The following is a 25536-nucleotide window of genomic DNA, read 5'->3' as shown; positions in this document are numbered from 1 at the left end:
TTCAGGAGTCGACCTCCAAGATGGTGGAACGTTTAACGAAACAGTTGCACCAGCTTGGATATAATGTCGATTTGAAACCTACTGGAACAACCTAAATTTTAAAAAAATTAGGGTTGAGATTTCGGGGTAGTGGGTCTTTTTTTTGCCTTCTTACGGCACTTCATTTTCGTATAAAAAATGACTCATTTCACCGTCCCCGCACGCCGCTGCCAATCCAGCTGAGTCGTGGCGACTCAGCTCAACCCGCCATTCGCATACAGCCGCCCGCAATTGAGTAACAATGACTCATTTCACCGTCCCCGCACGCCGCTGCCGATCCAGATGAGTCGTGGCGACTCATCTCAATCCACCAGCCGCATACAGTCGCCCGCAGTTGAGTAACAATGACTCATTTCACCGTCCCCGCACGCCGCTGCCGATCCAGCTGAGTCGTGGCGACTCAGCTCAACCCGCCATTCGCATACAGCCGCCCGCAATTGAGTAACAATGACTCATTTCACCGTCCCCGCACGCCGCTGCCGATCCAGCTGAGTCGTGGCGACTCATCTCAATCCACCAGCCGCATACAGCCGCCCGCAGTTGAGTAAAAATGACTCATTTCACCGTCCCCGCACGCCGCTGCCGAGCCAGACGACGAAGTCGTTTCGGCCGCAGGGCGCCGATGGAAGCCGCCGTTGAGCCGGCGGCACGACAGCGCGCTATTCGTCCTCCGACAATTCGTCCACCGTCTTCTCGAAGCTGGGCGCTAACCGGTCGAGAAACCATTCCACCTCGGGCAGATCGAGGCCGCGCAGGCGCTCTTCCATTTGCCTTCGGGCGGTGGCGAATTCCCGGTTGCCGGCCGACATTTCGCTTACGCATTTCAGATAGGCGTCCAGCACGTCCGCGGCTTTGACCAGCTTCGCGAGCGTCGGGGAGACGGCCTTCCTTCCGAGCAGCGGCCGGTACACGTCGCGCAGCGGCTCCGGAACCGTGGACAAAAGCCGGTCCGCGGCGAGCGTCTCGATTTGGCGAAAGTTCGACAAAATGTCCGGGTTATGGTGCTTGACCGGCGTCGGAATATCTCCGGTGATCACTTCGGTCGCGTCGTGGAACAACGCGTAGGTCGCCGCTTCCTCGGGGCTCACGTCGTTGCCGAAAACATGGCGGGAAATGCTGGCGAGCAGGTGCGCGAGCAGCGCGGTATGAAACGAGTGTTCGGCTACGTTTTCCTCGGTCGTTTTGCGCATCAGGCTCCATCGCTCGATATACTGCAGCCGGTACAAATAAGCGAGAAAATGATGAGGCATGCTTTTCTTCCTTTCCTTCCGTTCCTAAAGACGGCTTCACAGGGTTTTATTATATCACGACTCGCGCGAAACCGACGGGGGCCGAACGCGCTTCCGACGGTTTTCTGACGTTTTATCATTCGTAGGAGCGCCGCGAATGTGCTATTATTATAGATATTGTGAACTAGCGATCAGAGAGGAGAATTGACACGAAAATGTCACAATTCGAAGACAGCATTTATAAGTTAATCGTCGAAACGTCCACCAACCTGCCCGCCGACGTGCGCAGGACGATCGCCAAAGCCCGGCAAGCCGAAGACAGCGCCACGCGCGCCGGCCTGTCGCTCAGCACGATCGCGCAAAATATCGAAATGGCGGAGTGCAACGTTTCTCCGATTTGCCAGGATACGGGCATGCCGACGTTTATCGTTCATACGCCGGTCGGAGCCAATCAAATCGTCATGAAACGGGAAATCCGCCAAGCGGTCGCCCGCGCGACGAAGGACGGCAAGCTGCGGACGAACTCGGTCGATTCGCTGACGGGCGCCAACACGGGGGACAACCTAGGCCCGGGCACGCCGGTCATTCATTTTGAGCAATGGGAAAAGGACGAGGTCGACGTCCGTCTCATTCTGAAAGGCGGCGGCTGCGAAAACAAAAACATCCAGTACAGCCTGCCGTGCGAGCTGGAAGGTCTCGGCAAGGCCGGACGCGATCTGGACGGCATTCGCAAATGCATTTTGCACGCCGTTTACCAGGCGCAAGGACAGGGCTGCAGCGCGGGCTTCATCGGCGTCGGCATCGGCGGCGACCGGACGACGGGCTACGAGTTGGCCAAGCATCAGCTGTTCCGTCCGGTCGAGGACACGAACCCGATTCCGGAGCTGGCGAAGCTGGAAGAGTACATTATGGAAAACGCGAACAAGCTCGGCATCGGCACGATGGGCTTTGGCGGCAACGTCACGCTGCTCGGATGCAAAGTCGGCGTCATGAACCGCCTTCCGGCGAGCTTTTTCGTCTCCGTCGCTTACAATTGCTGGGCGTATCGCCGTCAGGGCGTGCTGCTCGACGGCAACACGCACGAAATCAAGGAATGGATTTACGAGAGCGGCTCGAACGAGCCGATGAACGCTTCGGCCGAGAAGGAGAGCGCGGCCGCCTCGGCATCTAGCGGGGAGCGCCGCGAGGTCGTCCTGACCGCGCCGCTGACGGAAGAGCAGGTGCGTTCGCTCAAAGTGGGCGACGTCGTCATTTTGAACGGCGAAATGCATACCGGGCGCGACGCGCTGCACAAGTATTTGATGGATCACGACTCGCCCGTCGACCTTAACGGCGGCGTGATCTACCACTGCGGTCCGGTCATGCTGAAGGACGAAGCGGGCTGGCACGTGAAGGCGGCGGGCCCGACGACGAGCGCTCGCGAGGAGCCGTACCAGGGCGACATCATCAAAAAGTTCGGCATCCGCGCGGTCATCGGCAAGGGCGGCATGGGCGCGAAGACGCTGGCCGCGCTGAAGGAGCACGGAGCCGTCTATTTGAACGCGGTGGGCGGCGCGGCCCAATATTACGCGGAATGCATCAAGAACGTCAACGGCGTCGACTTCATGGAGTTCGGCATTCCGGAAGCGATGTGGCACCTTCAGGTCGAAGGCTTTGCCGCGATCGTGACGATGGACGCGCACGGCAACAGCCTGCACGCCGATGTCGAGCAAGATTCGAAGCAAAAGCTCGCGCAGTTCAAAGATCCGGTGTTCGCGTAATTGCAGGCGCCTTTCCGGAGCGAATGACGGCCGATAGCGGCCGTTATTCGACCGGAACCGAATAAGAATTCAAATAACGGCCAAAATGACCCCGAATCTCTTGTCAACATCGATTTCAAACGATGATGCGGCAGGCACGGTCTTTTGACCGTTCATTTTTGTAAAGAAACGCTCCCGCTTCTTGAAAAGCCGCTTTTTTGAATCGTTAAATCCCGCGCGCGTGAGGAGTTTTCATGAAAAAATTTCGCTTCAAGCTGACCGCGTTGTTCGTCCTGATGATCGGGCTTTCCGTTCTGGCAGCCGGCCTGTTGATGGGGAAGAGCTATAAGGACAACCATACGCTCGCGCTGCAGGAGCATATGGAAAAGGAGATGCGCGTGCTCATCGCCGCGGCGCCATGGCCCGTCGGCCTGACGGAAGACGGCCAGACGGAGTATTTGCAAAGCCAGGCCGTCCGATTCAAGGAATTGGCGGACATGCGGGTCACCTACGTTCGCGCCGACGGCGTCGTGCTGGGCGATTCCGATCATGAGCCGGAAACGATGGCCAACCATCTGGACCGCGAGGAAGTGCGGGAAGCGCTGGAACACGGCATCGGCAGCAGCGAACGGCATAGCAGCACGCTGGACGAAAACATGCTGTATATGGCGATGGCGGTCAAGGACGGCGATCGGGTGCAGGGCGTAATCCGGCTGGCCGTCGGCATGACCGACATCGAAAGAAGCCTGAGCAAAATGTGGGTGGCGCTCGTTTTGGGCTTGCTCCTGCTGTTCGTGTTGGCGGCCGGGGTCAGCTACCGGGTGGCGCTCGGCGTCACGCGTCCGCTGGAGCGGATGACCGGCGCCGCGAAACGCATGGCGGATATGGACTATGAAATCCGCGTCCCGGACGACGGAAAGGACGAAGTGAGCGAGCTGGCGCGCGCCTTGAACGCGATGGCCGAGAGCCTGCAGGGGCAGATGGCCGTCATCCGGCGAAACGGCATGCGGCTGCAGTCGGTGCTCGACAACATGCCGAGCGGCGTCGTCATGATCGATCCTGCGGGCAACGTAACGCTTTACAACAGCAGCGCCGAATGGCTGCTCGGCAGCTCCGCGAAGGAGCGGGTCGGGCGCAGCTTTACCGAGTTCAAGCAGCATTACGAGCTGAGCCAGTTGATTCGCCAGGCGCTGGACAGCCGCGAGCCGCTTCACGAAGAGCTGACCGTTTATTTTCCCGAAGAGCGGCTGCTGGAGCTGAACCTCGTGCCGATGCGCATGAGCGGGGAAGAGGAGACGGGCCTGCTCATCGTGCTGCAGGACGTGACCGCCATTCGACGCCTGGAGCGGATGCGGAGCGAATTCGTCGCCAACGTGTCGCACGAGCTGAAGACGCCCGTCGCCGCGGTCAAAGGTTTTGCCGAAACGCTGATGGCCGGTGCGGTGAACGATCCGGAAACGGCCCAATCGTTTTTGAAAATCATCCACGACGAAAGCGAGCGGCTGAACCGGCTGATCGGGGACATTCTGGAGCTGTCGAAAATCGAGTCCCGCCGTTCCACGCAGCAATTTTCGCCGGTCGATCTGAACGCTTTCCTCGAGCGGACGATGGAATTCATGAAAACGGAAGCCGCGAAAAAAAACATCGAGCTCCAGTGGGAAGCCGATCCGGAGCTGTTTTTGGAGGCGGACGAGGACCGGCTGGGACAAATTTTGCTGAATTTGCTCCAGAACGGAATCAATTACACGCCGGATGGCGGCAAGGTGAAGGTTCGGGCCGAATACGTGGCCGGCGAGGGCGCGGACGATGTCGACGGAAAAATAAGAATTACGGTTTCGGACACCGGCATCGGCATCCCGAAAAAAGATTTGCCCCGCATTTTCGAGCGTTTTTACCGGGTGGACAAAGCCCGCTCCCGCAGCTCCGGAGGCACCGGACTGGGACTGTCCATCGTCAAGCATCTCGTCGATATGCATCATGGCACGATTCGCGTCGAAAGCACGGTCGGCGTCGGGTCCCATTTTATCATCGAGCTGCCGTTGCTTCAGCCTTGATTAACGCGGTCGCATTTTAACGCTGCGTTAACAAAAGGATAATGCGGTTTTTACATTGGCATGATAAATTGAAAGCAGGCGTATTAAACGGCGGAACGATAGCCGGACCGGAGGTACCCATGTCGGACAAGGCGCTAATCATAGAAGACGAGCCTACCATCGCACGCTTGTTGACGTACAACTTATCCCAGGAGGGCTACTCGACGGAAGTCGTCGCGAACGGCTCCGAAGGGCTGCAAGCGGCGCTGCGAGGCAATTATGCCATCATTTTTCTCGATCTTATGCTCCCGGGCATGAACGGTTTCGAAGTGCTTCAGAAGCTGCGGCAAAGCGGGCTGAAAACGCCGGTCATCATTCTGACCGCCCGCAACGCGGAAGAAGAGGTGGTTCAAGGACTGAAGCTCGGAGCGGACGATTATATTACGAAGCCGTTCGGCGTAGCCGAGCTGCTCGCCCGCACGTCGGCCGTTCTGCGGCGAACGCGCAATGAGGACACGCAAGCGGCGGAGCAGGATAGCGACGAGAAAGTCATTACGCACGGCGATTTGCAAATTTTTCCGGACAAGTACGAAGTATCGCTGAACGGCGAATGGATTACGCTGCGGCCGAAGGAATTCGAGGTGCTGCTGTACCTCGCGGAGCGGCCGGGCATCGTCATTACGCGCGACGACCTGATGAACGTCGTGTGGGGCTTCGATTACATCGGAGGGCAGCGGACGGTGGACGTGCACGTCAGCTCGCTCCGCAAAAAGCTGGAGATGAACCAGCAATCCGTGCAAATCGAGTCGATTCGCGGCGTCGGCTACAAGCTGACGGTCAACCGCAAGGCGGGCGCTTCGAGCAAGTAAGTCGCTTCTTGGCGGGGGGCGGGCCGGGGGCGGTTGCGACTTGCGCGACTCGGGAGCCGGGCGACGACGTCGAATGGAATTAGAATGCATAAGTGCCCGGCAGCGCCGGGGCGCATCGGGGAGCCGTCTCGTTGAGGGAGGGCTTCTTTTTAATTGCGCCTCCGGAGAGCTGAGCGGCCGCGCGTGCCGGAGGCGGAGGCGTAAACGGCGAGACCTAAGGGAAGGGGCGGTAAACGCGAGCGGTAATACCTGCGGGAGGGGGCGAGAAATACGAGCGGTGCGACCTGCGGGAGGGAGTGGCGATCCATGCCCCGCCTGCGCTAACCGATCCGGCAGTGGCGCAGTTGGGAAATAGGGCGGAAGCGCCAGTCAAGGGTTTGTACGATATGGCTTAAATTCGGTGTGCAATCAGCGGCGCTTGACGCTTCAATTGTTGGTAGCGGCAGCCTAGGTTGGATTTTATCCGCTCTACGGAGCGGAAAACGAGGACGCCTTTGGTCTAGAGTGGATTTTATCCAACGAAAAGCGGGGATTTCGGACAAAATCTCCAAAAAGGTCCCGCCTGATTGGATAAAATCCAACGAAGGCAGCGAGTTTCGCCAAAACGCCGCTTTTGATTGGACAAATTCCAACGAAGCTTCGTCCATCCTGAAGCGCGAGTCAATCGGAAGCCGGAACGAGCATAATAGAGGAACTGCAGAGGGCCGGGCGGAAACCGGAGCAAGGTGAAAAGGAGAAGCGAAGCGGAGCACGCGGAGTGACCGTTCGCCACAGCCAAGTTGCATTCGGGATTCAGGGTTAAAATTTCAAATGGTTTTTCCGATATTTAGGGTAAATGGATTTCTGGAGGAAGAACATGCAAGTCAATTACGAGACGTTTATGCGGTCGTTTGCGTCCGTTCGGCGGCTGGATGCCGATTCCGCTTTCGCAACCGGACGGTTTTCCGATCGTCCGATCCATCTGGGCGGCATCGATCGATCGCGGATTCCGGCCGCGCCGCCGCCGGATAAGCAAGCGGGCGACTCGGCGAGTCCGGCGGAAGAGACGGCAACGGCCCGAGCCGAAAAACGCGAAAGCCGAGGATCGGCCGCCGGAATGCTGTCCAATACGTACGGAGCGCTCCGCGATAGCTTGCAGGCTTCGCTGGATCCGCTGGCCGAGCAGTTGGAGGCTGCGGAACGGCTTTACGCGGAAGCGGCCGCCGCGCCCGATGCGGACGAAGAATATCTGGCCGCGCTTCAGGGGAACGTCGGGATGGCGAAAGCCCGCATCCGGCAGGCGGCGGACACGATAACGGGGTTCTACGGCGGGTTTGTGCAAGCCGTATCGCGGCTGCCGAGTGCCGGAGGACTCGGAAGCTGGTCCGAAGCGGTCCGGAATGCGGCCGCTCAAGGGCGGGCGGTCGGAGCGGACGGGCTCGATCTTTCCGCCGAAGGCCTCGGCCTCGACCGGCTGGATGGCGGCGCGGAGGAGATCCGCAACCGGCTGCAGCAAGCGTACGGGCTGCTGGATTCGCTGAGAGAGCTGATGGACCGGGCGCAAAAAGGTTCCAACGAAGTTTACGGCCAGGCCCGGAGGCAAGCGGAGACGTCAGCGAAGTTTGTCGATGCCGTCATATAACCGGAAGCGAAAAAAGGGAGACTGCGCGAGTCTCCCTTCTTCCTTTCACGGCCGGCCCCATGCCAGCATTTTGCGCTGAAACTCCTTGGGCGAGCATTGGTTGAAGCGCCGGAACATTTTGTAGAAATGAGCCATGTTCGGCATGCCGGTCATATCGCCCACCTCGCTTACGCTCAAATCGCGGGTCAGCAGCAGCTGCTCCGCGTATTTGATTTTGCGGAAGTTGACGTATTCGGTAAACGACAGCCCCATCGTCCGCTTGAAAAATTTCACGAAGTAATAATAGCTCATGTTGGCAAGGCGGCAGGCTTCCTCGACGGTGATCCGCTCGGCGATGTTGCGGTCGACGTAATCGAGCACGGGCTTGAGCCGGATGCGTTCGACGCGGTCCTGGTCGGCTAGCAGGCCTTTCGTGTCGTTGCGGATGAGAATGAGCAGAATCTTCTTGATGAGCAAATTGACCGCCAGTTCGTAACCGCTTTCTTTTCGCTGCGCTTCCTCGTCGATTTGCCGGACGCATTCGGCAAGCTCTTCGCGGGATTTTGGATTGTCGCGGAAAATATAGTTCATCGCGCTCAGCGGTACTTTCGTCTCGTTGAAGTATTGCAAATAGGGAATCGTGCTTTTGTCGAAAAAGGTTTGCAAATCGAACTGCAGCACGATGTAATCGAGCTTGTCCGCGTAGCTCCTGTCGCGGTGAAGCTGCGAGCTGCCCAGCACGATCACGTCGTCGCTGCCGAGCGAGAACAGCTCGTTCTCCACTTCGACATCGAGCCGGCCGTTCAGCACAAGCATGATTTCGCATTCGGGGTGCTGGTGCCAGTTGACCGTGTTGGCCCGGTCGCGGCGGGCGTGCCAAACCTTTATCGAAAGCAGCGGGTTTTCGTATTGGATTTTCTCCTGACGGATATCTTCGTGGCCGGAATTCATTTCGAAGCAGGGCCCCCTATTGCCAAAATCGCATAATGACCACTCACCATTGGAGAATGGGAAAAAGAGCTCACCGTGTTATACTTTGAATTGTAGTTGGAATCCTGATCACTGGCAAGGAGGACGCCGAAAATAATGAGCAACGTTCACATTGGAATGATCGGCTGCGGCGGGATCGCATACGGAAAACATTTTCCCGCATTGGCCAAAATCCCGGAAGCCCGCATCGTCGCGTTTTTCGACGTGTCGGCCGAGCGCGCCCACGATGCCAAAAACCAGTTCGGCACCCAAGATGCTAGGGTTTACGGCAGCGTCGAAGAGCTGCTGAACGATCCGGACGTGCATGCCGTCCATGTGTGCACGCCGAACGACACGCACGCGGAAATCTCGATCAAAGCGATGGAAGCGGGCAAGCACGTTTTGTGCGAAAAGCCGATGGCGAAAACATCGGAAGATGCCAGAAAAATGCTCGAAACGTCCGAACGGACGGGGCGCAAGCTCAGCATCGCTTATCAGAACCGGTTCCGTGCCGACAGCCGCTGGCTGCATGAAGCGTGCCGGCAAGGCCAGCTTGGCGAGGTCTATCTCGCGAAAGCGCATGCGGTTCGCCGCCGCGCCGTGCCGACGTGGGGCGTTTTCCTCGATCTGGAGAAGCAGGGCGGAGGCCCGCTCATCGACATCGGCACCCATGCGCTCGACCTGGCGCTGTGGATGATGGACAACTACGAGCCGCGCACCGTTCTCGGCACGACGTTCCGCAAGCTCGCGGAGCAAGGCAGCGAAGCGAATGCCTGGGGCCCTTGGGATCCCGCGAAGTTTACGGTCGAGGATTCGGCTTTCGCGATGATTACGATGAAAAACGGCGCTACCGTCTGGCTGGAATCGAGCTGGGCGCTCAATACGCTCGACGTCGACGAGGCGAAGGTGACGCTGTGCGGCTCCAAGGCGGGCGCCGATATGAAGAACGGCCTGCGCGTCAACGGGGAAGAGCACGGCAAGCTGTACACGAAGGAAATCACGCTTGGCGACCAATGGAAAAGCGAACCGCCGAACGATTCGGCCGAGCGCGAGGCGCGCGCCTGGATCGACGCGATCTTGCACGACCGGGAACCGGTCGTAACGGCGAAACAAGCGTATGTCGTGCAGCAAATTCTCGAGGCGGTCTACGAATCGGCGAACAAGGGACAAGCCGTCTCCTTCGTATAGCCCGGGAGCCGGTTGTCCGCATTTTTAAGGAAATAAGTGGACGCAAACGGATGACAGCGCTTTTACGATCGGTTAAACTAAGTATGGCGGATAAACAAAGATTCGCCATGCTCGACCTCGCACCGCGCTGCCCGGAAGGGCAGGCCGGAAATCCTTTAATTAGAGAAAGGTAAGGTGAGCTTTGTGAAACTCGGTGTTTTTCTCGTGTTATTCGGTCAACAATCGTTGGAGGATGCGCTCGACACGGCCAAATCGGCCGGCATTCAGGCCGTCGAATTGGGAACGGGGGCGTATCCGGGCACCGCGCATGTGAACGCCGCGGCCATTCTGAACGACGAAGCCGCCATTTCCCGCATCAAGACGGCGGTGGAATCGCGCGATCTGACGATCAGCGCGCTGAGCTGCCACGGCAATCCGCTGCATCCGAACAAGGAAATCGCGAAACAGCATCATGACGATTTCGTCGCCACGGTGCAGCTCGCGGAGAAGCTCGGCGTCGATACGGTCATCACGTTCTCCGGCTGTCCGGGAGAATCGCCGTCTTCGCAATATCCGTCCTGGGTCACCTGCCCCTGGCCGCCGGATTTCCTGACCGTGCTCGAATGGCAATGGAACGAAATCGCCATTCCTTACTGGAAAGAGCAATCCGCGTTCTGCCGCAAGCACGGCGTCAAGGTGGCCATCGAGTCGCATCCGGGCTTCCTCGTTTACAATACGGAAACGGCCCTGCGTCTGCGCCGCGAAGCCGGCGACAACATCGGCGTCAATTTCGACCCTTCCCACTTGTTCTGGCAGGGGATGGATCCGATCGAGTGCGTCAAGGCGCTCGGAGATTCGATTTTCCACGTTCATGCCAAAGATACGAAAATCGACGCGCGCAACACGGCGATCAACGGCGTGCTGGATAACAAGCCTTACGCGGACGAGCTGAACCGCTCGTGGATTTTCCGCACGGTCGGCTACGGGCACGACGATGATTTCTGGAAGCACTTCGTGAGCACGCTCCGGCTTGTCGGCTACGACGGCGCGATCAGCATCGAGCACGAAGACAGTCTCATGTCGGTAGGCGAAGGCTTCCGCAAGGCGGCGAGCTTCCTGAACGGACTTATTCTTAAAGAGAAAGCGGGCGAGATGTGGTGGGCGTAAACAAGACGCTTAACGTCGGCATGGTGGGCTACAAATTCATGGGCAAAGCCCACAGCCACGCTTATAAGGACGTCGGCATGTTTTTCGATATGGAAGCGGGCGTCGGAATGAAGGCGATCTGCGGCCGGGATGCGGCGGGCGTGAAGGAAGCCGCCGAGCGGTTCGGCTGGGAAAGCTTCGAAACCGATTGGCGCAAGCTGGTCGAGCGCGACGATATCGACGTGATCGACATCAACGCGCCGAGCGACGCGCACAAGGAAATCGCGCTGGCGGCGATCGCAAGCGGCAAGCACGTCTTCTGCGAAAAGCCGCTGGCGCTTAACCTTGCGGATGCGCGCGAAATGCTGGAAGCGGCGGAGAAGGCCGGCGTCAAGCACGGCATTTGCTTCAATTACCGCTTCCTGCCGGCCGTTCAGCTGGCGAAGTCCATTATCGACAGCGGCAAGCTGGGCGAAATCCATCATTATCGGGCGACTTATTTGCAGGACTGGCTCGTCGATCCGGAAGCTCCGCTTGCCTGGAGACTCAAGAAGGAAGTGGCCGGCTCCGGGGCGCACGGAGATATCAACGCCCACAGCATCGACCTCGCCCGTTTCCTGATCGGAGAGTTCGACCGGGTCATCGGCCATAACCGGACGTTCGTCAAGGAGCGTCCGATCCCGGTGTCGACGTCCGGCCTCGGCGGCGTCGGCTCGGCCGAGAAAGGCGAAGTTACCGTGGACGACGCGACGGCGTTTCTCGCCGATTTCAAAAACGGCGCGATGGGCATCTTCGTCGCCAGCCGCTTCGCGACCGGACGCAAAAACGGCAACACGTTCGAAATTCACGGCAGCCGGGGCTCGATCCGCTGGGATCTGGAGCGCCTGAACGAGCTGGAAGTGTATTTCCGCGACGACGAGCCGGAGCTGGCGGGCTTCCGCCGGATCATGGTGACCGAGCCGCAGCACAAGTACGCGGGGAACTGGTGGCCGACCGGACACATTATCGGCTACGAGCACGGCTTCGTGCATATCGTGTACGAATTCATGCAGCATATTTCGACCGGCTCGCCGTTCGCGCCGACGTTCCTGGACGGCGTGCGCTGCCAGGAAGTGCTGGAAGCGGTCGATTTGTCGATCGAGCGGGGCGCTTGGGTAAGCGTGGACGAAATTTAATCCATCAACAAAAGAGGAGCACGTCCCTTCGGGGGCCTGCTCCTCTTTTCGATTTTTGAAAGCCCGGTCATTCCACGACGATCGAACCGACCATGTCATTGTGGCCGGAACCGCATTGGATGGAGCAATGATATTCGTAGGTCCCGGCCTTGTCGACGGTAAACGTGGCCGTCTCGCCGCCTTTGACGTTGACGTTAAGCTCGGGAATTTCGATGCCGTGATTGCCGGCTTCGTTGTTCAGCGTCAAGTTGATCGTATCACCGGCTCTCACCCGAATTTCCGTCGGTTCGAACGCCCAGTTGGTCGCATTTACGGTAATGTCCTGGGTTCCGCCGCCGCCTGCCGCGTTGCCGGCTCCTTGCGTCGCGGTACCGGTAGCCGTCGGCGTCGGCGTCGCATTGTTGTTGCCCGCGTTGCCGTTGCCCGCATTGCCGTTGCCCGCGTTGCCGCCGCAAGCGCCAAGCGTAAAAATAACGGCGGCCGTCAGGCATGCGGCTGCGATCTGTCTTGGTTTATTCATTTTAACGTCCTCCCGGAATTCAAATCGTCATTTGCTTTGCAGGATGCTCTTATTATTCCCCCGTCTTCTCCAAACGAATACCTCTTCGGGCTGATGCTATAGACCTAAATTTTAATACTGAGCAAACACGAACCGAATGTCGAATTTACATCCAATTGTTAACATCGGGCATGGGAAGGAAATTGCAGGATATCTCGCAGGATGACGAGGGGGACATGCTGTGGTTTTGGCCGTAGAGGAAAGACCGGGACGAGAAAAAGAGAAAACCGCCGTCAAAACGCCTGAAACTGCCGAACTAGCGGAACGTGCCGCAAACGCGGAGTCAAGTCCGAAGCTGCAGAACCAAACCGGAGACAAGATCGACAAGGACCGCAACGGCCCCCGGAACATCGAGACCGCGGAGCAATTTCGTTTGCAGGAAAAGATCCGACGCTGTCCGACCGTTTCCCCGGACGAGCTTTGCGGCGACGTGATCGCTTTGTTTCGGCGCAGCGCCGATTCGGAATGCATTGTCGTATGCGACGAAAACGACAAGCCGCTCGGACTTGTCATGAAGCACCGCTTTTTCCGGATGCTGGGGACGCTTTACGGAATGTCGCTTTACGGGGAGAAGCCGATTTCGAAGCTCATGGACAGCGAGCCGTACATAGCGGATTGCGGACTGCCTGCCCAGGAACTGATCGACAGGGCGATGTCCAGGCCCGAGGAGCATGTGTACGATACCGTAATCATGTCTCAAAACGACGTTTTTGCGGGGATTTTAACGGTCAACGATTTGCTCGGCATTTCGCGGCTGCTTCAACGGGAGGCGTCGGGGAGGCAAATTCGTACCGTGCGCGACGTAGACGGCATGATCGGCGACATTCACGGCGCCGTGGAAAAGGTAGCCGAAACGGCCGAGTTGTCCCGCCGCAGCAGCGAGCGGATCGCGGAAGCGACGGAAAACGGGAAGGCGGAGCTGAGTCAAATCTTATCGCTTCTCCATGTATGGACGTCCTCCGCGGACCGTCAGGACAAATCCGTGACGGAATTGCTTCAGCGCACGAACGAGGCATTCGGCATTACGAGAATGATCGCCGAGCTCGCGGATCAATGCAACCTGCTGGCGATCAATGCGCAAATCGAAGCGGCGAGAGCCGGGGAACACGGGCGCGGATTCGCCGTCGTCGCGCAGGAAGTCAAGGCGCTCGCCGACCAGACGAAGGACTCGACCGAGAGGATCAAACGGCAGCTGAGCGATATGGCGCAAGCCGCGGAAGCCGCAGCCCGGGCCGTGAGGGACGGCAAGCTTGGCGCGGAGGAAGGGATTCGGCATGTCCATCTGGCCGAAGCGAAGTTCAACGAATTGTGGGACATCAGCGGCTCCAATCTCGAAGCGGCTTCGAAGCTGAATGCCGCGTCCGCCGAGGCGAAAGCGATATCCGGCCAAATTCGCGGCCAAATTCGCAAGCTGACGCAGCAATTGAACGGAACGGAAACGGACATTTAAGAGTAGTCCGGGCATTCGGTAAAACGAAACGAAAAAACTTTTTGTTATGATCGCGCAATTTTTACATTCCGTTAACAAAACGAAAACATGGCTAAAACGAATGGTAGATAGAATCGAAGATGTGCAAGGGACATGACGAAGCGAAACGCGGAGAGGCCATGTCTAAAAAAACGAAAAGCACAACATGGAAAGGGGAACCTATTTCAATGAAGAAATCTATGACTTTGTTAATGACGGTCGTACTCGGTTTGACGCTGGCCGCCTGCGGCAGCAACAACGGCAACAACGCGAACGGCGCTGCGAGCCCGAGCGAAAGCGCATCGGCATCGCCGTCGGCATCCGCGCCTGCATCGGAATCGCCAAGCCCGAGCGCGGAAAAGCTGACCGGCTCGATTCTCGCAACCGGCTCCTCGGCGCTGCAACCGCTCGTCGAGCAAGTCGCTCAAAAGTTCATGGCCGAAGAAGAGTATAGCGGCATCACGGTTCAAGTACAAGGCGGCGGCAGCGGCACGGGCCTGACGCAAGTGTCCGACGGTCAAGCGGATATCGGCAACTCCGACATTTTCGCGGAAGAGAAGTTCAAGGACGCGGACGCTCCGAAAGCTGCCGAACTGGTCGATCATCAAGTGGCGGTTGTCGGCATGGCCGCGGTCGCCCATCCCGAAGTCGGCGTCGACAACCCGACGAAGCAGCAACTGGTCGACATTTTCACCGGCAAAATCACGAACTGGAAAGACGTGGGCGGCGCCGATCAAGAGATCGTCATCATCAACCGTCCGAGCAGCTCCGGCACGCGCAAAACGTTTGAAACGTACGCGCTCGGCACGACGACGGAAGACCTTCCGGGTTCGATCCAACAGGATTCCTCCGGTACGGTTCACAAGCTGGTAGCCGAAACGCCGGGAGCGATTTCCTACCTGGCCCTGTCTTACCTGGACGATAAGATTCAAGTTCTGAAATACGACGGCGTCGAGCCGACGGTCGAAAACATCACGACGGGCAAATTCCCGGTATGGGCATACGAGCACATGTACACGAAAGGCGAGCCGAATCCGGTCGTCAAAGCCTTCCTCGATTACATGATGAGCGAAGAAGTTCAAAACACCGACGTAACGGAGCTTAACTTCATTCCGGTCACGAGCATGCAAATCGTTCGCGATATCGACGGCAACATCACGCAAAAGTAAGGCTATGATGGAACGCGATTGCGAATAACTTCCGAAATATTTCTTAGCGGCGAGAGGCGACAATAGTGTGCCTCTCCTTGCCGTTGGAGGAGAGGCGTGCATGAACATTCCCTACGAAGAAGTTAAAAAGGATCCGGCCTCGGCCGCACCAAATTCGAAAAAGTTTCCGAAGCACCGCATGGAAGAGCTGCGGGGTAAGGCTTACGTATATGCTTGCATTCTCGTGCTGATCGTCACCATCTTCTCGATCGTCTACTTTATCGCGGTTCGGGGCCTGTCTCCGTTTTTGTCCGACGGTGTAGGCATCGGAGAAATGCTGTTTGGAAAAACTTGGGCGCCGGATGCGGACGTTCCGCTGTACGGGGCGCTTCCCTTCCTGTTCGGCTCGTTTTCGACGTCGCTCCTGGCGGCGCTCATCGCCGCGCCGCTCGGCTTCTGCGCGTCGATCTTCATGACCGAAATCATGCCGAAGCTCGGAAAAACGGTGCTGCAGCCGGCCATCGAGCTGCTTGCGGGGATTCCTTCGGTCGTCTACGGCTTCGTCGGCCTTTCGGTCATCGTGCCGTTTTTGCGCGACACGTTCCCCGGCCAGGGCATCGGCATTTTGGCGGGGGGAATCGTGCTGTCGATCATGATATTGCCGACGGTCACGACGATTTCCACCGACGCGCTGCGCAGTCTGCCGTCCGGGTTGAAGGAAGGCTCCTACGCGCTCGGGGCGACGCGCTGGCAAACGATATCCCGCATCGTGCTGCCGACGATGCTGCCTTCGCTGCTTACCGGCATCGTGCTCGGCATCGCGCGCGCGTTCGGGGAAGCGCTCGCCGTTCAGATGGTCATCGGGAACGCGCCGCACATTCCGGGCTCGCTGTTCGAGTCGGCCTCGACGCTGACCAGCATCATTACGCTGTCGATGGGCAATACGACGCTCGGTTCCCCTCATAACAACGCGTTGTGGAGCCTTGCCTTGTTCCTGCTCATTATGACCTTCGTCTTCGTCTTTATCGTTCGTCTGCTGGAAAGGAGAGCGGTGCGATGAGAGCCAAAACGGTTGACCGGATCGCGACGGGCGTAATCGTCGTCATCGCCGCGCTCATTCTGGCGGTGCTGGCGGGACTGCTTGCCTTCCTGCTGATCCGCGGACTCGGACATATCAGCTTCGACTTTCTCACTTCCCCGCCGCAAACGATCAAGGCGGGCGGCGGCATCGGCCCGCAGCTGTTCAACTCGCTGTTTCTGCTGGTGCTGACGATGATCATTACGATCCCGCTCGGTCTCGGCGCGGGCATTTATATGAGCGAATACGCGAAGGAGAACCGGTTTACTTCGTTCATCCGGCTGGTCGTGGAAGTGTTGTCGTCCTTCCCGTCGATCGTCATCGGCTTGTTCGGCCTTCTCGTCATCGTCAATACGTTCAACCTCGGCTTCTCGCTGCTGTCCGGCGCCCTCGCGCTGACGGTGTTCAATTTGCCGATGATGGTGCGGATTACCGAGCAGTCGCTGCGCAGCGTGCCGAAGGAGCAGAAGGAAGCGGGCCTTGCGCTCGGCATTTCCCGCTGGAAGACGATCACGTCGATCATGCTTCCGGTTGCTCTTCCCGCGATCGTGACCGGCACGATTTTGACGGCGGGCCGGGTGTTCGGCGAAGCGGCGGCGCTCCTGTTTACGGCAGGGATGAGCTCGCCTCGCCTGGACTTTACGGACTGGAACCCGTTCAGCCCGACGTCGCCGCTCAATCCGATGCGGCCGGCGGAAACGCTCGCGGTTCATATCTGGAAAATCAACAGCGAAGGCCTTGCGCCGGACGCGTCGGAAATCGCGGCCGGAGCGTCCGCCGTGCTCGTCATCACGGTGCTGCTGTTCAATCTCGGAGCTCGCTGGTTCGGACGTTTTCTGTACCGCAAGCTGACCGCTAGCAAGTAGGAGGAGCGCCATGAGCAGGAATGCGTTGGTTACGAAAAACCTGTCGGTCTATTACGGGGAAAAGCATGCGGTCAAACGCATCGACATGGATTTCCCGGAGCGGGAAGTCGTCGCGCTCATCGGTCCATCCGGCTGCGGCAAGTCGACGTTTCTCCGGTCGCTCAACCGGATGAATGACCTCATTCCCGGCGCCCGCATCGAGGGCGACATCTGGATCGGAAACGACAACATTTGCGATCCGAAAACGGACGTCGTGCAGCTTCGCCAGAAGATCGGCATGGTGTGGCAGCGTCCGAACCCTTTTCACAAATCGATCTATGAAAATATCGCCTTCGGGCCGAGATATCACGGCGTGCGCAAAAAGTCGGAGCTGGACGAAATCGTCGAATCGACGCTGCGGAAAACCGCGCTCTGGGACGAAGTCAAAGACCGGCTGCGCCAATCGGCGCTGTCGCTGTCCGGCGGCCAGCAGCAGCGGCTTTGCATCGCCCGCTCCCTTGCGGTAAGGCCCAGCATTTTGCTGATGGACGAACCGGCTTCGGCGCTCGACCCGATCTCGACGTCCAAAATCGAAGAGCTGATCGCCGAGCTGAAAAAGGAATATACAATCATCATCGTGACGCACAACATGCATCAGGCCGCGCGCATTTCCGATAAAACGGGATTTTTTCTGCTGGGCGACCTGGTCGAATACGACGATACGCAGAAGATGTTTACGAACCCTTCGAAAAAATCGACGGACGACTATATCTCGGGACGCTTCGGCTGACGACAAGGAGGCAAGGAAACATGATCGAAATCGATAAGCTTCAACTGTACTACGGATCGTTCCACGCCTTGAAGGATATCGCCCTGTCGATTCCCGAGAAGCAGGTTACGGCGTTCATCGGCCCGTCCGGCTGCGGCAAGTCGACGCTGCTCCGCACGCTGAACCGGATGAACGATTCGATCGAAGGCGTCCGGATCGAGGGCAAGGTCGAAATTCAAGGCCAGGACATTTACGGTTCGGATATGGACGTCGAATCGCTGAGAAAGCGGGTCGGCATGGTGTTTCAGCAGCCGAATCCTTTTCCGAAATCGATTTACGACAACGTGGCTTACGGGCCGAGGCTGCACGGCAAGCGGAACAAGGCGGAACTCGACGAAATCGTGGAAAAAAGCCTGCGCGCGGCTTCGCTCTGGGAGGAAGTCCGCGACGTGCTCAAAAAGTCGGCCTGGAGCCTTTCCGGCGGCCAGCAGCAGCGGCTGTGCATCGCGCGGGCGCTGGCGGTCGAGCCGGATATTTTGTTGATGGACGAATCGACGTCCGCGCTCGATCCGATTTCGACGAACAAAATCGAGGAACTGACCCGCGAGCTGTGCCGCAACTACACGATCGTCATGGTGACCCACAACATGCATCAAGCCGCCCGGATTTCGGATCGCACCGTCTTTTTCCTGAACGGCAACGTGGTCGAGGCTTCCGAGACGGAGTCGCTGTTTTCCAATCCCGTCGATCAACGGACGGAAGATTATATTTCGGGCAGATTCGGTTAGGAGGACAAAGGGACGATGGTCATTCGCAAAGACTTTGATATCGGACTGGAGCAACTGGAAAGATTGTTGGTCGAAATGGGAGACCGGGTGGAAAAAGCGTTGGAAGAGGCGATGAGCGCGCTGGAAAAGCTGGACGTGGAAGCTGCGCGCAAAATCGTCAAGGACGATCCGCAAATCAACCAAATCGAGGAGCGGATATCGGATTTGGGCGCCAAGCTGATCGCCACTCAGCAGCCGGTAGCCAAAGATTTGCGAAGGATTTTGGTCGCGCTGAAAATATCGTCCGACCTTGAGCGCATGGGCGACCTGTCGGTCGATATCGCGAAGGTCGTCCTTCGGATGGAAGGCCAAACCCTGATGAAGCCGCTGCTCGATTTGCCGCAAATGGCGAGCATCGTGCGGACGATGATTACCGAATCGATCCAATCCTACATCGACGAAAACGTCGATCTGGCCTACAAAATGGCCAAGGACGACGATCAGGTCGACGCGCTCTATTCGCAAATTTTACGCGAAATGTTCACGCTCATGGCGGAAAATCCGAAGACGGTCGGGCAGGCGATGTATTTGAGCTTCGTCGGGCGCTACATCGAGCGGATCGCGGACCATGCGACGAACATCGGCGAAAGCGTCGTTTTCCTCGTCGTCGGCAAGCGTCCCGATTTGAACCAATAATCGCAGCGGAAATCACGAAGGCCAGCAAGGGAACGGCAATCGCGACGGCTTGCGCCAATTTCTTTTTTTCAGCCCGGGCGGCCTGCCCGGGTTTTTTCGCGTTGGCCTGGATCTGTTACGATAGTTGCGGGTCGATGGACCTATTTTTACATAGCGTTAACCAATTGCGAAAATTGTCGATACATCGGACTGGTACGATGAGGCTGCGGATAGCGATGGCGCTCCTGCCGTCGAAAGAAGCCAAAAGAGCGGGGTGAACCTGCGTGAAAAAGTTTGCTTCGGAACCCAATGGCGAAGATGGCGCCTTCTTGCGCATCGAGGTGCAGTATTTGCCGGTCGCCTCGCTGCTGGACGGTTCGGTTTACGGATATGAGGCCGTTCCCTGCCGAAAAGACGGCCGCGAACGCCTGACGGCGGAAAAGCTGTTCGCCGAAGCGGAAGCGTTAGGCTGCCTTCCGAAATGTTATCGCTTATTTCAAGAGCGGGCTGTCGCCGGATGGTCTGAGCAAAAAATGGAGAAAAAACTGTTTTTGCCGGTGCCGGCTTCTTTGATCGGCGACGAATTGCGCAAGGAATCGACGCCGAAGCCTTCCTCGGCACCGGAATCGGCGGCGGTTCCCGCCGTCGCCGGATCGCTGCCGGAACAGATCGTCCTGAAGCTGATCGGTTCGGAAGGCAAGGAGGAATCGGCCGTCCTGGCCGCGCTCCGGCATTACCGCAAACAGGGTTATCGAATCGCGCTGTCCGATATTTCGGTCGACCGCGCATCGCTGATCCGTTTGCTGTCGCTTCATCCCGATTACGCTTTTCTCGCTTCGTCGCGGACCGATTCCGAGCCCCGGCGGTCCGATAAGCTTGACGGCGAACGGGGCGATAGCGCAGCGGGAACGGAGCCTATCCGCTCTCCCCGGCGAACGATACCCGGCTCCTTGACGAAAAGCATCGAGCGGACGGTGGACGAGACCCTGCTTCAAGCGCTGACGGGACTTGCGCGCAAGGAGCAGGTCGTGCTGATCGCGCAAGGCATCGACCGGCAATCGCAGCTTGCGCTTCTGTCGGTTTGCGGCATCGGCTACGGCCAGGGAGACTGGATCGGACGGGAAGAGAGGCAGGCCCCCTCGCTTCGGCCGTCCGTCCGGGAGATCATTCGCCGCGAGGCGGAGCGGCGTTTTCGCACGGCAAGCGGCTCCTTGTCGGAGCTTGCGATGCCGGCGGAAGTGTTCGACAGCCAAACTCCGGTGTCGGAGATTGCCACGTATTTCGAACGGCATCGGGATACGCACGGCTTCGTGATCGCCGACGAGGGACGTCCCGTCGGACTGCTCATGAAGGAGAAGCTCCAGCAGCTGTTGTCGGGCAAGTTCGGGCTGGCGCTCTACTGGAACCGTTCCGTCGGCAAAATCATGGACAAGCAGCCGCTGGTGCTGGAGGAAGCGACGCCGCTGGAGCAAGTCGCCCAGCTGGCGATGGCGCGCGAGCAGGACAAGCTGTACGACGCGATCATCGTCACGCGCCAAGGCCGCGTGTACGGAATCGCATCCGCCCGCGCCGTTCTGGAATGGGTGACCCAGGCGCATATGGCCAACGCGCAGTACGCCAATCCGCTGACGGGACTTCCCGGCAACGTTCCGATCCGGCAGGAAATGACGCGTCGGCTCGGCGGCGACAGTCCGTTTTCCGTTTTATACGCCGATATCGATCATTTCAAATGGTTTAACGACCGGTTCGGCTTTCAACTGGGCGACGAAGTCATCCGGTTTACGGGAGAAATGCTGCTCGAAGCGGTAAGGTCCTGCTGTCCGGACGAAAGCTTCGTCGGCCATATCGGCGGAGACGATTTTATCGCCATTTTGCCCTGCGGAGATCCGGTCGAAGTATCCAACCTGTTTATGGAGCTTTTCGAACGGGGGATCGGCGCCTATTGCGAAGAAGCGGGGCCGGTGACGGACCGGAACGGAAACGCGACGGAAGCTTCGGGCCTTTCGCTGTCGCTCGCGCTTCTCCTCTGCGATCGGGCGGGCGGATGGACGCCCGAGCAATTGGCCGAGCATGCGGCTAAATTAAAGAAGCGGGCTAAACGGCAAACCGGAAACTCGCTCGCGTGGGAAAGCATTTCATCGGATTCGGGCAGCGAGGCAAAGCCATCAATCATGGTTGGAGTGGATTCGGAATGATTCATGCAGGCACGGACAGCAGCGGCTTGGAACGCGTAAAACGGCGGATAGCGGAAAGACAGGAATCAAGCTGCGATCTTCAAGGCACCCTCGGAATGATCTGCGTGGATTTGAACGATGCGGGCAACGGCGAATGGACATTTCGGCAGGAGTGGGACGATTGGCTCGGCCGAGCCTTCCCGATGCGGGACGTCTGGTTGGGGGACGAGCTCGGCGGGCATTTGTGGGTGTACGCGGAGCTCCCCCATGCGATGCCGTTTCGGGCGGAAGCCGCGTTGGAGGACATCGCCAGGCAAATCCGGCAGGCGGTGGCGGATGAAACGGGAATTTCGGCAGCCGGGACCGCGCCGGGTTTTTCGGCTCGGGGATATGGGGTGTCGCTGCTCGAGGTTTCCGCCGGCATGCCGCTTAAGCAAACCTTGTACAAAAGCGCGCTCGAAGCGATTCGGAACATGGGCAAAACGGATCCTTCCGCTTCCGGCTCGGAGCTGCATTCGGAAATGGAGCGCCTGCTCAGGGAACGCAGCATCCGCAGCGTCTACCAGCCGATCAAGAGCCTGGGATCCGGCGAAATATTCGGCTACGAGGCGCTTACCCGGTGCCCGCAGCCTTGCCGCTTCGACGGTCCGCTGGCGCTGTTCGGCTTCGCGGAGAAAGAAGGCTATGCGTTCGCGCTCGACCGTCTAGCCAGGGAAAAAGCGATTCACGGCAGCCCGGCGCTGAGCGAGACCCAGAAAATTTTTATCAACGTCACGAACGGCATCATGAACGATCCGCAATTCGTTTCCGGCCAAACCGTCCGCTGGCTTCGGGAGCGCGGGATGAATCCGAACCAGGTCGTGCTGGAATTGACCGAAAGAAGCTCGATCGACGATTTCGGCGCGGCCAAAAAAATTTTAAACCACTATCGCAGCCAAGGCTATCAAATCGCGATCGACGACGCGGGAGCGGGCTATTCGTCGCTTCAGGCGATCGTGGAGCTGAGCCCGGATTACATCAAAGTGGACAAATCCCTCGTCCGCCACGCGGACGGCGACGAAATGAAAAAGCAGATGCTGCTGACGTTCGTCGGCTTTGCCAAACGGATGAACATCCGCACCGTGGCGGAAGGGATCGAGCGCGAAGAGGAGCTTCGGCTCGTCCGCGAAATCGGCGTCGATTACGGGCAAGGCTATTTGCTCGGCAGACCCGGGGATTATGGCAGCCCCTTTTGTCCTCCGGGACTCGCGCTTTGAACCCGTCCGCTTTTCGTTCGCATCGCCTGCGTTCGTCCGATATGGTATGATGACTCTGTATGAAGTAAACGAGCGGGGTGACCTCGGATGGGCAACGACAGGCAAAAGGTGCTGCTGATCGACGGGAACAGCATCGTGAATCGGGCGTTTTACGCGATGCCGCCGCTGACGAACAGCAGCGGTTTACATACGAACGCGGTATTCGGGTTTACGACGATGCTGCTTAAAGTAATCGAGGAAGAGAAGCCGACGCATATGCTGGTCGCGTTCGACGCGGGCAAGGAAACGTTCCGGCACGAGGGCTACGCGGAATACAAGGGCGGCCGCCAGAAGACGCCGCCGGAGCTGTCGGAGCAGTTTCCTTTGCTGAAGGAGCTGCTCAAGGCGTTCTCGATTCCGCAATTCGAGCTTCCGGGCTACGAGGCCGACGACATTATCGGCACCTTGACCCGGATGGCAGAGGAGCAGAAGCAGGCGGCCATCGTGGTGTCGGGCGACAAGGACATGCTGCAGCTGGCGTCGGACAAGGTGACGGTGCTGCTTACCCGCAAAGGCGTCAGCGAGACGGAACGGTTCACGCCGGAGGAAATTCGGGAGAAGTACGGCCTGACGCCTCCGCAAATCATCGATTTAAAGGGGCTTATGGGCGACGCCTCCGACAACATCCCCGGCATCCCGGGCGTCGGAGAAAAAACCGCGCTCAAGCTGCTGGCCGAGTACGAAACGGTGGAGCAGGTGCTGGAGCATGCGGACGGCATTAAAGGCAAGCTGGGCGAGAACGTCCGCAATCACAAGGAAGATGCGCGCATGAGCAAGGAGCTGGCGACGATTTTCCGGGAGGTTCCGCTTGAGCGCACGTGGGACGAGCTGAGCTGGAGCGGCTACGACGCGGGGGAATTGGCCGCGGCGTTTCGCAAGCTGGAATTCAAGTCGCTGATCGAGCGCCTGAACTTGCCGGAGTCGGACGGCGGGGGCCCGGAGACGACCGGCGGCGGGGAGGTCCGCTATGAAGTCGTGCATGTCGACAGCGAGGAAGCATGGGAGGCGCTGAACGCGGCGCTTCCCGCGGCGGAAGCGCTGATCGTCGAATCGTACGGCGAAAACCCGCATCAGGGGGAAGGCATCGGGCTTGCCGTCGCCGCGGGAGAGAAGCGGTTCGTCGTGCTTTACGAGCGGCTGCGCGAGGAGCAGGCTTCCGCGTTAAGGCGCTGGCTGGCGGACGGGAAGGCGGAGAAGCGCGGCTACGATCTGCACCGCGCCGAGCTGGTGCTCGCGCGAAGCGGCATCGAGCTGCGCGGGCAAGCGTTTGACGTGCAACTGGCCGGCTATTTGCTCGATCCGACCGAGGCGGATCCATCGTTGGCCGGCTTGCTGCAGCGGCACGGGCTCGCCGCGATCGCTTCCGACGAGGCCGTGTACGGGAAGGGCGCCAAATTTCGCGTTCCCGAGACGGAAGCGCTGGCCGGGCACCTGGCCGCCAAAGCCGACGCCGTGGCGCGTTTGGCCGGTCCTTTGGCGGAGGAGCTTGACAAGGCGGGCATGCGCAGGCTGTACTACGAGCTGGAGCAGCCGCTCTCGGTTATTCTGGCCGGGATGGAAAAGACGGGAATCGTGGCCAGGGAGGAAGCGCTCCGGCAGCTTGGAGAGGAGTTCCAGCGGGGCATCGATCAGACGATGAAGGAAATTCATCGGATCGCCGGCTTCGAGTTCAACATCGGATCGACGAAGCAGCTGGGCGAGGTGTTGTTTGACAAGCTTGGCCTGCCCGTCGTCAAAAAGACGAAAACCGGCTACTCCACCGACGCGGAAGTGCTGGAAAAGCTGGAACCGTACCATGAAATCGTCCGTCTCATTCTTCACTACCGGACGCTAACGAAGCTGCAGTCGACCTACATCGAAGGCTTGCTGAAGGAAATTCGCGAAGACGGCAAAATCCACACCTATTACCGACAGACAATCGCGGCGACCGGCCGGCTCAGCAGCCAGTTTCCGAACCTGCAGAACATTCCGATCCGGCTGGAGGAAGGCCGTCAAATCCGCAAGGCGTTCCTGCCTTCGGAGGAAGGCTGGTCGATTTTGGCCGCGGACTATTCGCAGATCGAGCTGCGGGTATTGGCGCATATTTCGGGGGACGAGCGGCTGAAGGAAGCGTTCGTCCGGGAAATGGACATCCATACGAAAACCGCGATGGATGTGTTCGGGGTGTCCGCCGACAGAGTCGACGGCAACATGCGCCGCCAGGCGAAAGCGGTCAACTTCGGCATCGTGTACGGAATCAGCGATTACGGCCTCTCGCAAAACCTGAACATCACGCGGAAAGAGGCGGCCGCGTTTATCGAGCAATATTTTCACGTGTTCAAAGGCGTTCGCAGCTGGATGGACGCCATCGTCGCGCAGGCGAAAAAGGACGGCTACGTCACGACGCTGCTCGAGCGGCGCCGCTATTTGCCCGACATTAACGCTTCGAATTTCAATCTTCGCTCGTTCGCGGAACGGACGGCGATGAATACGCCGATTCAAGGAACGGCGGCGGACATCATCAAGCTGGCCATGCTGAACATGGACAAGGCGATTCGCGAGCGCGGGCTGAAAAGCCGCATGCTGCTCCAGGTGCACGACGAATTGGTGTTCGAGGTGCCGCCGGACGAACTGGAGCTGATGCGGAAGCTCGTTCCGTCCGTGATGGCGGACGCATTCCCGCTCGATGTGCCGCTCAAAGCGGACGTCAGCGTTGGCGTAAATTGGTACGAAGCCAAATAAGCGAAAATGGCCGGGAGCGGGGTGGCTCCGGCCTTTTTCTTCGTTTATAATGGAAAGGATAAGCTAGGCAA

20 protein-coding genes are annotated in these 25536 nt (G+C 58.7%); 17 read left to right on the top strand and 3 right to left on the bottom strand.

What is annotated here, in order from left to right:
* Nucleotides 1–698 precede the first annotated feature (698 nt).
* Nucleotides 699–1289: a 5'-deoxynucleotidase gene (gene yfbR / locus B7E11_RS09715; protein ID WP_080833762.1), complete on the bottom strand. Its 591-nt coding sequence runs from the start codon at nucleotides 1287–1289 to the stop codon at nucleotides 699–701.
* Between the two features lie 194 nt (nucleotides 1290–1483).
* Here yfbR and B7E11_RS09710 point away from each other — a divergent pair, with 194 nt between their 5' ends.
* From B7E11_RS09710 to B7E11_RS09690, 4 genes are all read left to right on the top strand, one after another.
* Nucleotides 1484–3028 (top strand): fumarate hydratase, encoded by a 1545-nt coding sequence (locus B7E11_RS09710; RefSeq protein WP_080833760.1) that lies wholly within the window; start codon nucleotides 1484–1486, stop codon nucleotides 3026–3028.
* Nucleotides 3029–3261: 233 nt separating this feature from the next.
* The gene (gene pnpS / locus B7E11_RS09705) at nucleotides 3262–5061 is read left to right on the top strand and encodes a two-component system histidine kinase PnpS (RefSeq protein ID WP_080833758.1); all 1800 of its coding nucleotides are present in this window, start codon (nucleotides 3262–3264) and stop codon (nucleotides 5059–5061) included.
* 119 nt (nucleotides 5062–5180) lie between these two features.
* Nucleotides 5181–5909: a response regulator transcription factor gene (locus B7E11_RS09700; protein WP_080833755.1), complete on the top strand. Its 729-nt coding sequence runs from the start codon at nucleotides 5181–5183 to the stop codon at nucleotides 5907–5909.
* Between the two features lie 856 nt (nucleotides 5910–6765).
* A complete protein-coding gene (locus tag B7E11_RS09690; RefSeq protein WP_080833752.1) occupies nucleotides 6766–7530 on the top strand; it encodes a hypothetical protein in 765 nt (254 codons plus the stop codon).
* Nucleotides 7531–7575: 45 nt separating this feature from the next.
* Here B7E11_RS09690 and B7E11_RS09685 read toward each other — a convergent pair whose 3' ends face one another.
* The gene (locus tag B7E11_RS09685) at nucleotides 7576–8460 is read right to left on the bottom strand and encodes a helix-turn-helix domain-containing protein (protein ID WP_080833750.1); all 885 of its coding nucleotides are present in this window, start codon (nucleotides 8458–8460) and stop codon (nucleotides 7576–7578) included.
* A 135-nt stretch (nucleotides 8461–8595) separates the two neighbouring features.
* Between B7E11_RS09685 and B7E11_RS09680 the strand changes: the two genes are divergently transcribed.
* The 3 genes from B7E11_RS09680 (at nucleotide 8596) to B7E11_RS09670 (ending at nucleotide 11966) form a co-directional block, all read left to right on the top strand.
* Nucleotides 8596–9666 carry a Gfo/Idh/MocA family protein gene (locus tag B7E11_RS09680; protein ID WP_080833748.1) on the top strand — a complete coding sequence of 357 codons (1071 nt, stop codon included), beginning with the start codon at nucleotides 8596–8598 and terminating at the stop codon, nucleotides 9664–9666.
* 183 nt (nucleotides 9667–9849) lie between these two features.
* Complete coding sequence (locus B7E11_RS09675; RefSeq protein ID WP_080833832.1) at nucleotides 9850–10812, top strand: sugar phosphate isomerase/epimerase family protein; 963 nt, start codon at nucleotides 9850–9852, stop codon at nucleotides 10810–10812.
* 20 nt (nucleotides 10813–10832) lie between these two features.
* Nucleotides 10833–11966, top strand: coding sequence for a Gfo/Idh/MocA family protein (locus B7E11_RS09670; protein WP_080833830.1), 1134 nt, complete (start codon nucleotides 10833–10835; stop codon nucleotides 11964–11966).
* 67 nt (nucleotides 11967–12033) lie between these two features.
* Here the strand turns inward: B7E11_RS09670 and B7E11_RS09665 are convergent, their stop codons facing one another.
* Nucleotides 12034–12486, bottom strand: a complete 453-nt coding sequence (locus B7E11_RS09665) for a cupredoxin domain-containing protein (RefSeq protein ID WP_080833747.1) — start codon at nucleotides 12484–12486, stop codon at nucleotides 12034–12036.
* Nucleotides 12487–12706: 220 nt separating this feature from the next.
* Here B7E11_RS09665 and B7E11_RS09660 point away from each other — a divergent pair, with 220 nt between their 5' ends.
* From B7E11_RS09660 to polA, 10 genes are all read left to right on the top strand, one after another.
* A complete protein-coding gene (locus B7E11_RS09660) occupies nucleotides 12707–13975 on the top strand; it encodes a methyl-accepting chemotaxis protein (RefSeq protein ID WP_080833745.1) in 1269 nt (422 codons plus the stop codon).
* A 206-nt stretch (nucleotides 13976–14181) separates the two neighbouring features.
* Complete coding sequence (locus B7E11_RS09655; protein ID WP_080833742.1) at nucleotides 14182–15162, top strand: phosphate ABC transporter substrate-binding protein; 981 nt, start codon at nucleotides 14182–14184, stop codon at nucleotides 15160–15162.
* A 178-nt stretch (nucleotides 15163–15340) separates the two neighbouring features.
* On the top strand, nucleotides 15341–16201 hold the full coding sequence (pstC, locus tag B7E11_RS09650) for a phosphate ABC transporter permease subunit PstC (RefSeq protein WP_240353721.1): 861 nt from the start codon (nucleotides 15341–15343) through the stop codon (nucleotides 16199–16201).
* Entirely contained in the window at nucleotides 16198–17085 is an 888-nt protein-coding gene (gene pstA, locus B7E11_RS09645) for a phosphate ABC transporter permease PstA (RefSeq protein ID WP_080833738.1), read from the top strand. The genes pstC and pstA overlap by 4 nt, the downstream gene beginning before the upstream one ends.
* Nucleotides 17086–17095: 10 nt before the next feature.
* On the top strand, nucleotides 17096–17854 hold the full coding sequence (pstB, locus tag B7E11_RS09640) for a phosphate ABC transporter ATP-binding protein PstB (protein ID WP_080833737.1): 759 nt from the start codon (nucleotides 17096–17098) through the stop codon (nucleotides 17852–17854).
* 20 nt (nucleotides 17855–17874) lie between these two features.
* Nucleotides 17875–18621, top strand: a complete 747-nt coding sequence (pstB, locus tag B7E11_RS09635; RefSeq protein ID WP_080833735.1) for a phosphate ABC transporter ATP-binding protein PstB — start codon at nucleotides 17875–17877, stop codon at nucleotides 18619–18621.
* Nucleotides 18622–18636: 15 nt separating this feature from the next.
* Nucleotides 18637–19296, top strand: coding sequence for a phosphate signaling complex protein PhoU (phoU, locus tag B7E11_RS09630; RefSeq protein ID WP_080833733.1), 660 nt, complete (start codon nucleotides 18637–18639; stop codon nucleotides 19294–19296).
* Nucleotides 19297–19559: 263 nt separating this feature from the next.
* Complete coding sequence (locus tag B7E11_RS09625) at nucleotides 19560–21470, top strand: EAL domain-containing protein (protein WP_080833731.1); 1911 nt, start codon at nucleotides 19560–19562, stop codon at nucleotides 21468–21470.
* Nucleotides 21467–22705: an EAL domain-containing protein gene (locus B7E11_RS09620; protein ID WP_080833728.1), complete on the top strand. Its 1239-nt coding sequence runs from the start codon at nucleotides 21467–21469 to the stop codon at nucleotides 22703–22705. The genes B7E11_RS09625 and B7E11_RS09620 overlap by 4 nt, the downstream gene beginning before the upstream one ends.
* Nucleotides 22706–22792: 87 nt before the next feature.
* The gene (polA, locus tag B7E11_RS09615; protein ID WP_080833726.1) at nucleotides 22793–25465 is read left to right on the top strand and encodes a DNA polymerase I; all 2673 of its coding nucleotides are present in this window, start codon (nucleotides 22793–22795) and stop codon (nucleotides 25463–25465) included.
* The last annotated feature ends 71 nt before the right edge of the window (nucleotides 25466–25536 follow it).

Source organism: Cohnella massiliensis (genome assembly GCF_900169535.1).
GTDB lineage: Bacteria > Bacillota > Bacilli > Paenibacillales > Paenibacillaceae > Cohnella > Cohnella algarum.
This window is presented reverse-complemented; position numbering and strand designations above follow the sequence as displayed.

Excerpts from the sequence above, each read along its gene's own strand:
- B7E11_RS09680 (WP_080833748.1), top strand. The coding sequence starts at position 8,596 with ATGAGCAACGTTCACATTGGAATGATCGGCTGCGGCGGGATCGCATAC.
- B7E11_RS09665 (WP_080833747.1), bottom strand. The coding sequence starts at position 12,486 with ATGAATAAACCAAGACAGATCGCAGCCGCATGCCTGACGGCCGCCGTT.
- pnpS (WP_080833758.1), top strand. The coding sequence starts at position 3,262 with ATGAAAAAATTTCGCTTCAAGCTGACCGCGTTGTTCGTCCTGATGATC.
- B7E11_RS09670 (WP_080833830.1), top strand. The coding sequence starts at position 10,833 with ATGGTGGGCTACAAATTCATGGGCAAAGCCCACAGCCACGCTTATAAG.
- pstB (WP_080833737.1), top strand. The coding sequence starts at position 17,096 with ATGAGCAGGAATGCGTTGGTTACGAAAAACCTGTCGGTCTATTACGGG.
- B7E11_RS09655 (WP_080833742.1), top strand. The coding sequence starts at position 14,182 with ATGAAGAAATCTATGACTTTGTTAATGACGGTCGTACTCGGTTTGACG.
- yfbR (WP_080833762.1), bottom strand. The coding sequence starts at position 1,289 with ATGCCTCATCATTTTCTCGCTTATTTGTACCGGCTGCAGTATATCGAG.
- B7E11_RS09710 (WP_080833760.1), top strand. The coding sequence starts at position 1,484 with ATGTCACAATTCGAAGACAGCATTTATAAGTTAATCGTCGAAACGTCC.
- B7E11_RS09620 (WP_080833728.1), top strand. The coding sequence starts at position 21,467 with ATGATTCATGCAGGCACGGACAGCAGCGGCTTGGAACGCGTAAAACGG.
- pstA (WP_080833738.1), top strand. The coding sequence starts at position 16,198 with ATGAGAGCCAAAACGGTTGACCGGATCGCGACGGGCGTAATCGTCGTC.
- pstB (WP_080833735.1), top strand. The coding sequence starts at position 17,875 with ATGATCGAAATCGATAAGCTTCAACTGTACTACGGATCGTTCCACGCC.
- B7E11_RS09690 (WP_080833752.1), top strand. The coding sequence starts at position 6,766 with ATGCAAGTCAATTACGAGACGTTTATGCGGTCGTTTGCGTCCGTTCGG.
- B7E11_RS09700 (WP_080833755.1), top strand. The coding sequence starts at position 5,181 with ATGTCGGACAAGGCGCTAATCATAGAAGACGAGCCTACCATCGCACGC.
- pstC (WP_240353721.1), top strand. The coding sequence starts at position 15,341 with ATGGAAGAGCTGCGGGGTAAGGCTTACGTATATGCTTGCATTCTCGTG.
- polA (WP_080833726.1), top strand. The coding sequence starts at position 22,793 with ATGGGCAACGACAGGCAAAAGGTGCTGCTGATCGACGGGAACAGCATC.
- phoU (WP_080833733.1), top strand. The coding sequence starts at position 18,637 with ATGGTCATTCGCAAAGACTTTGATATCGGACTGGAGCAACTGGAAAGA.
- B7E11_RS09685 (WP_080833750.1), bottom strand. The coding sequence starts at position 8,460 with ATGAATTCCGGCCACGAAGATATCCGTCAGGAGAAAATCCAATACGAA.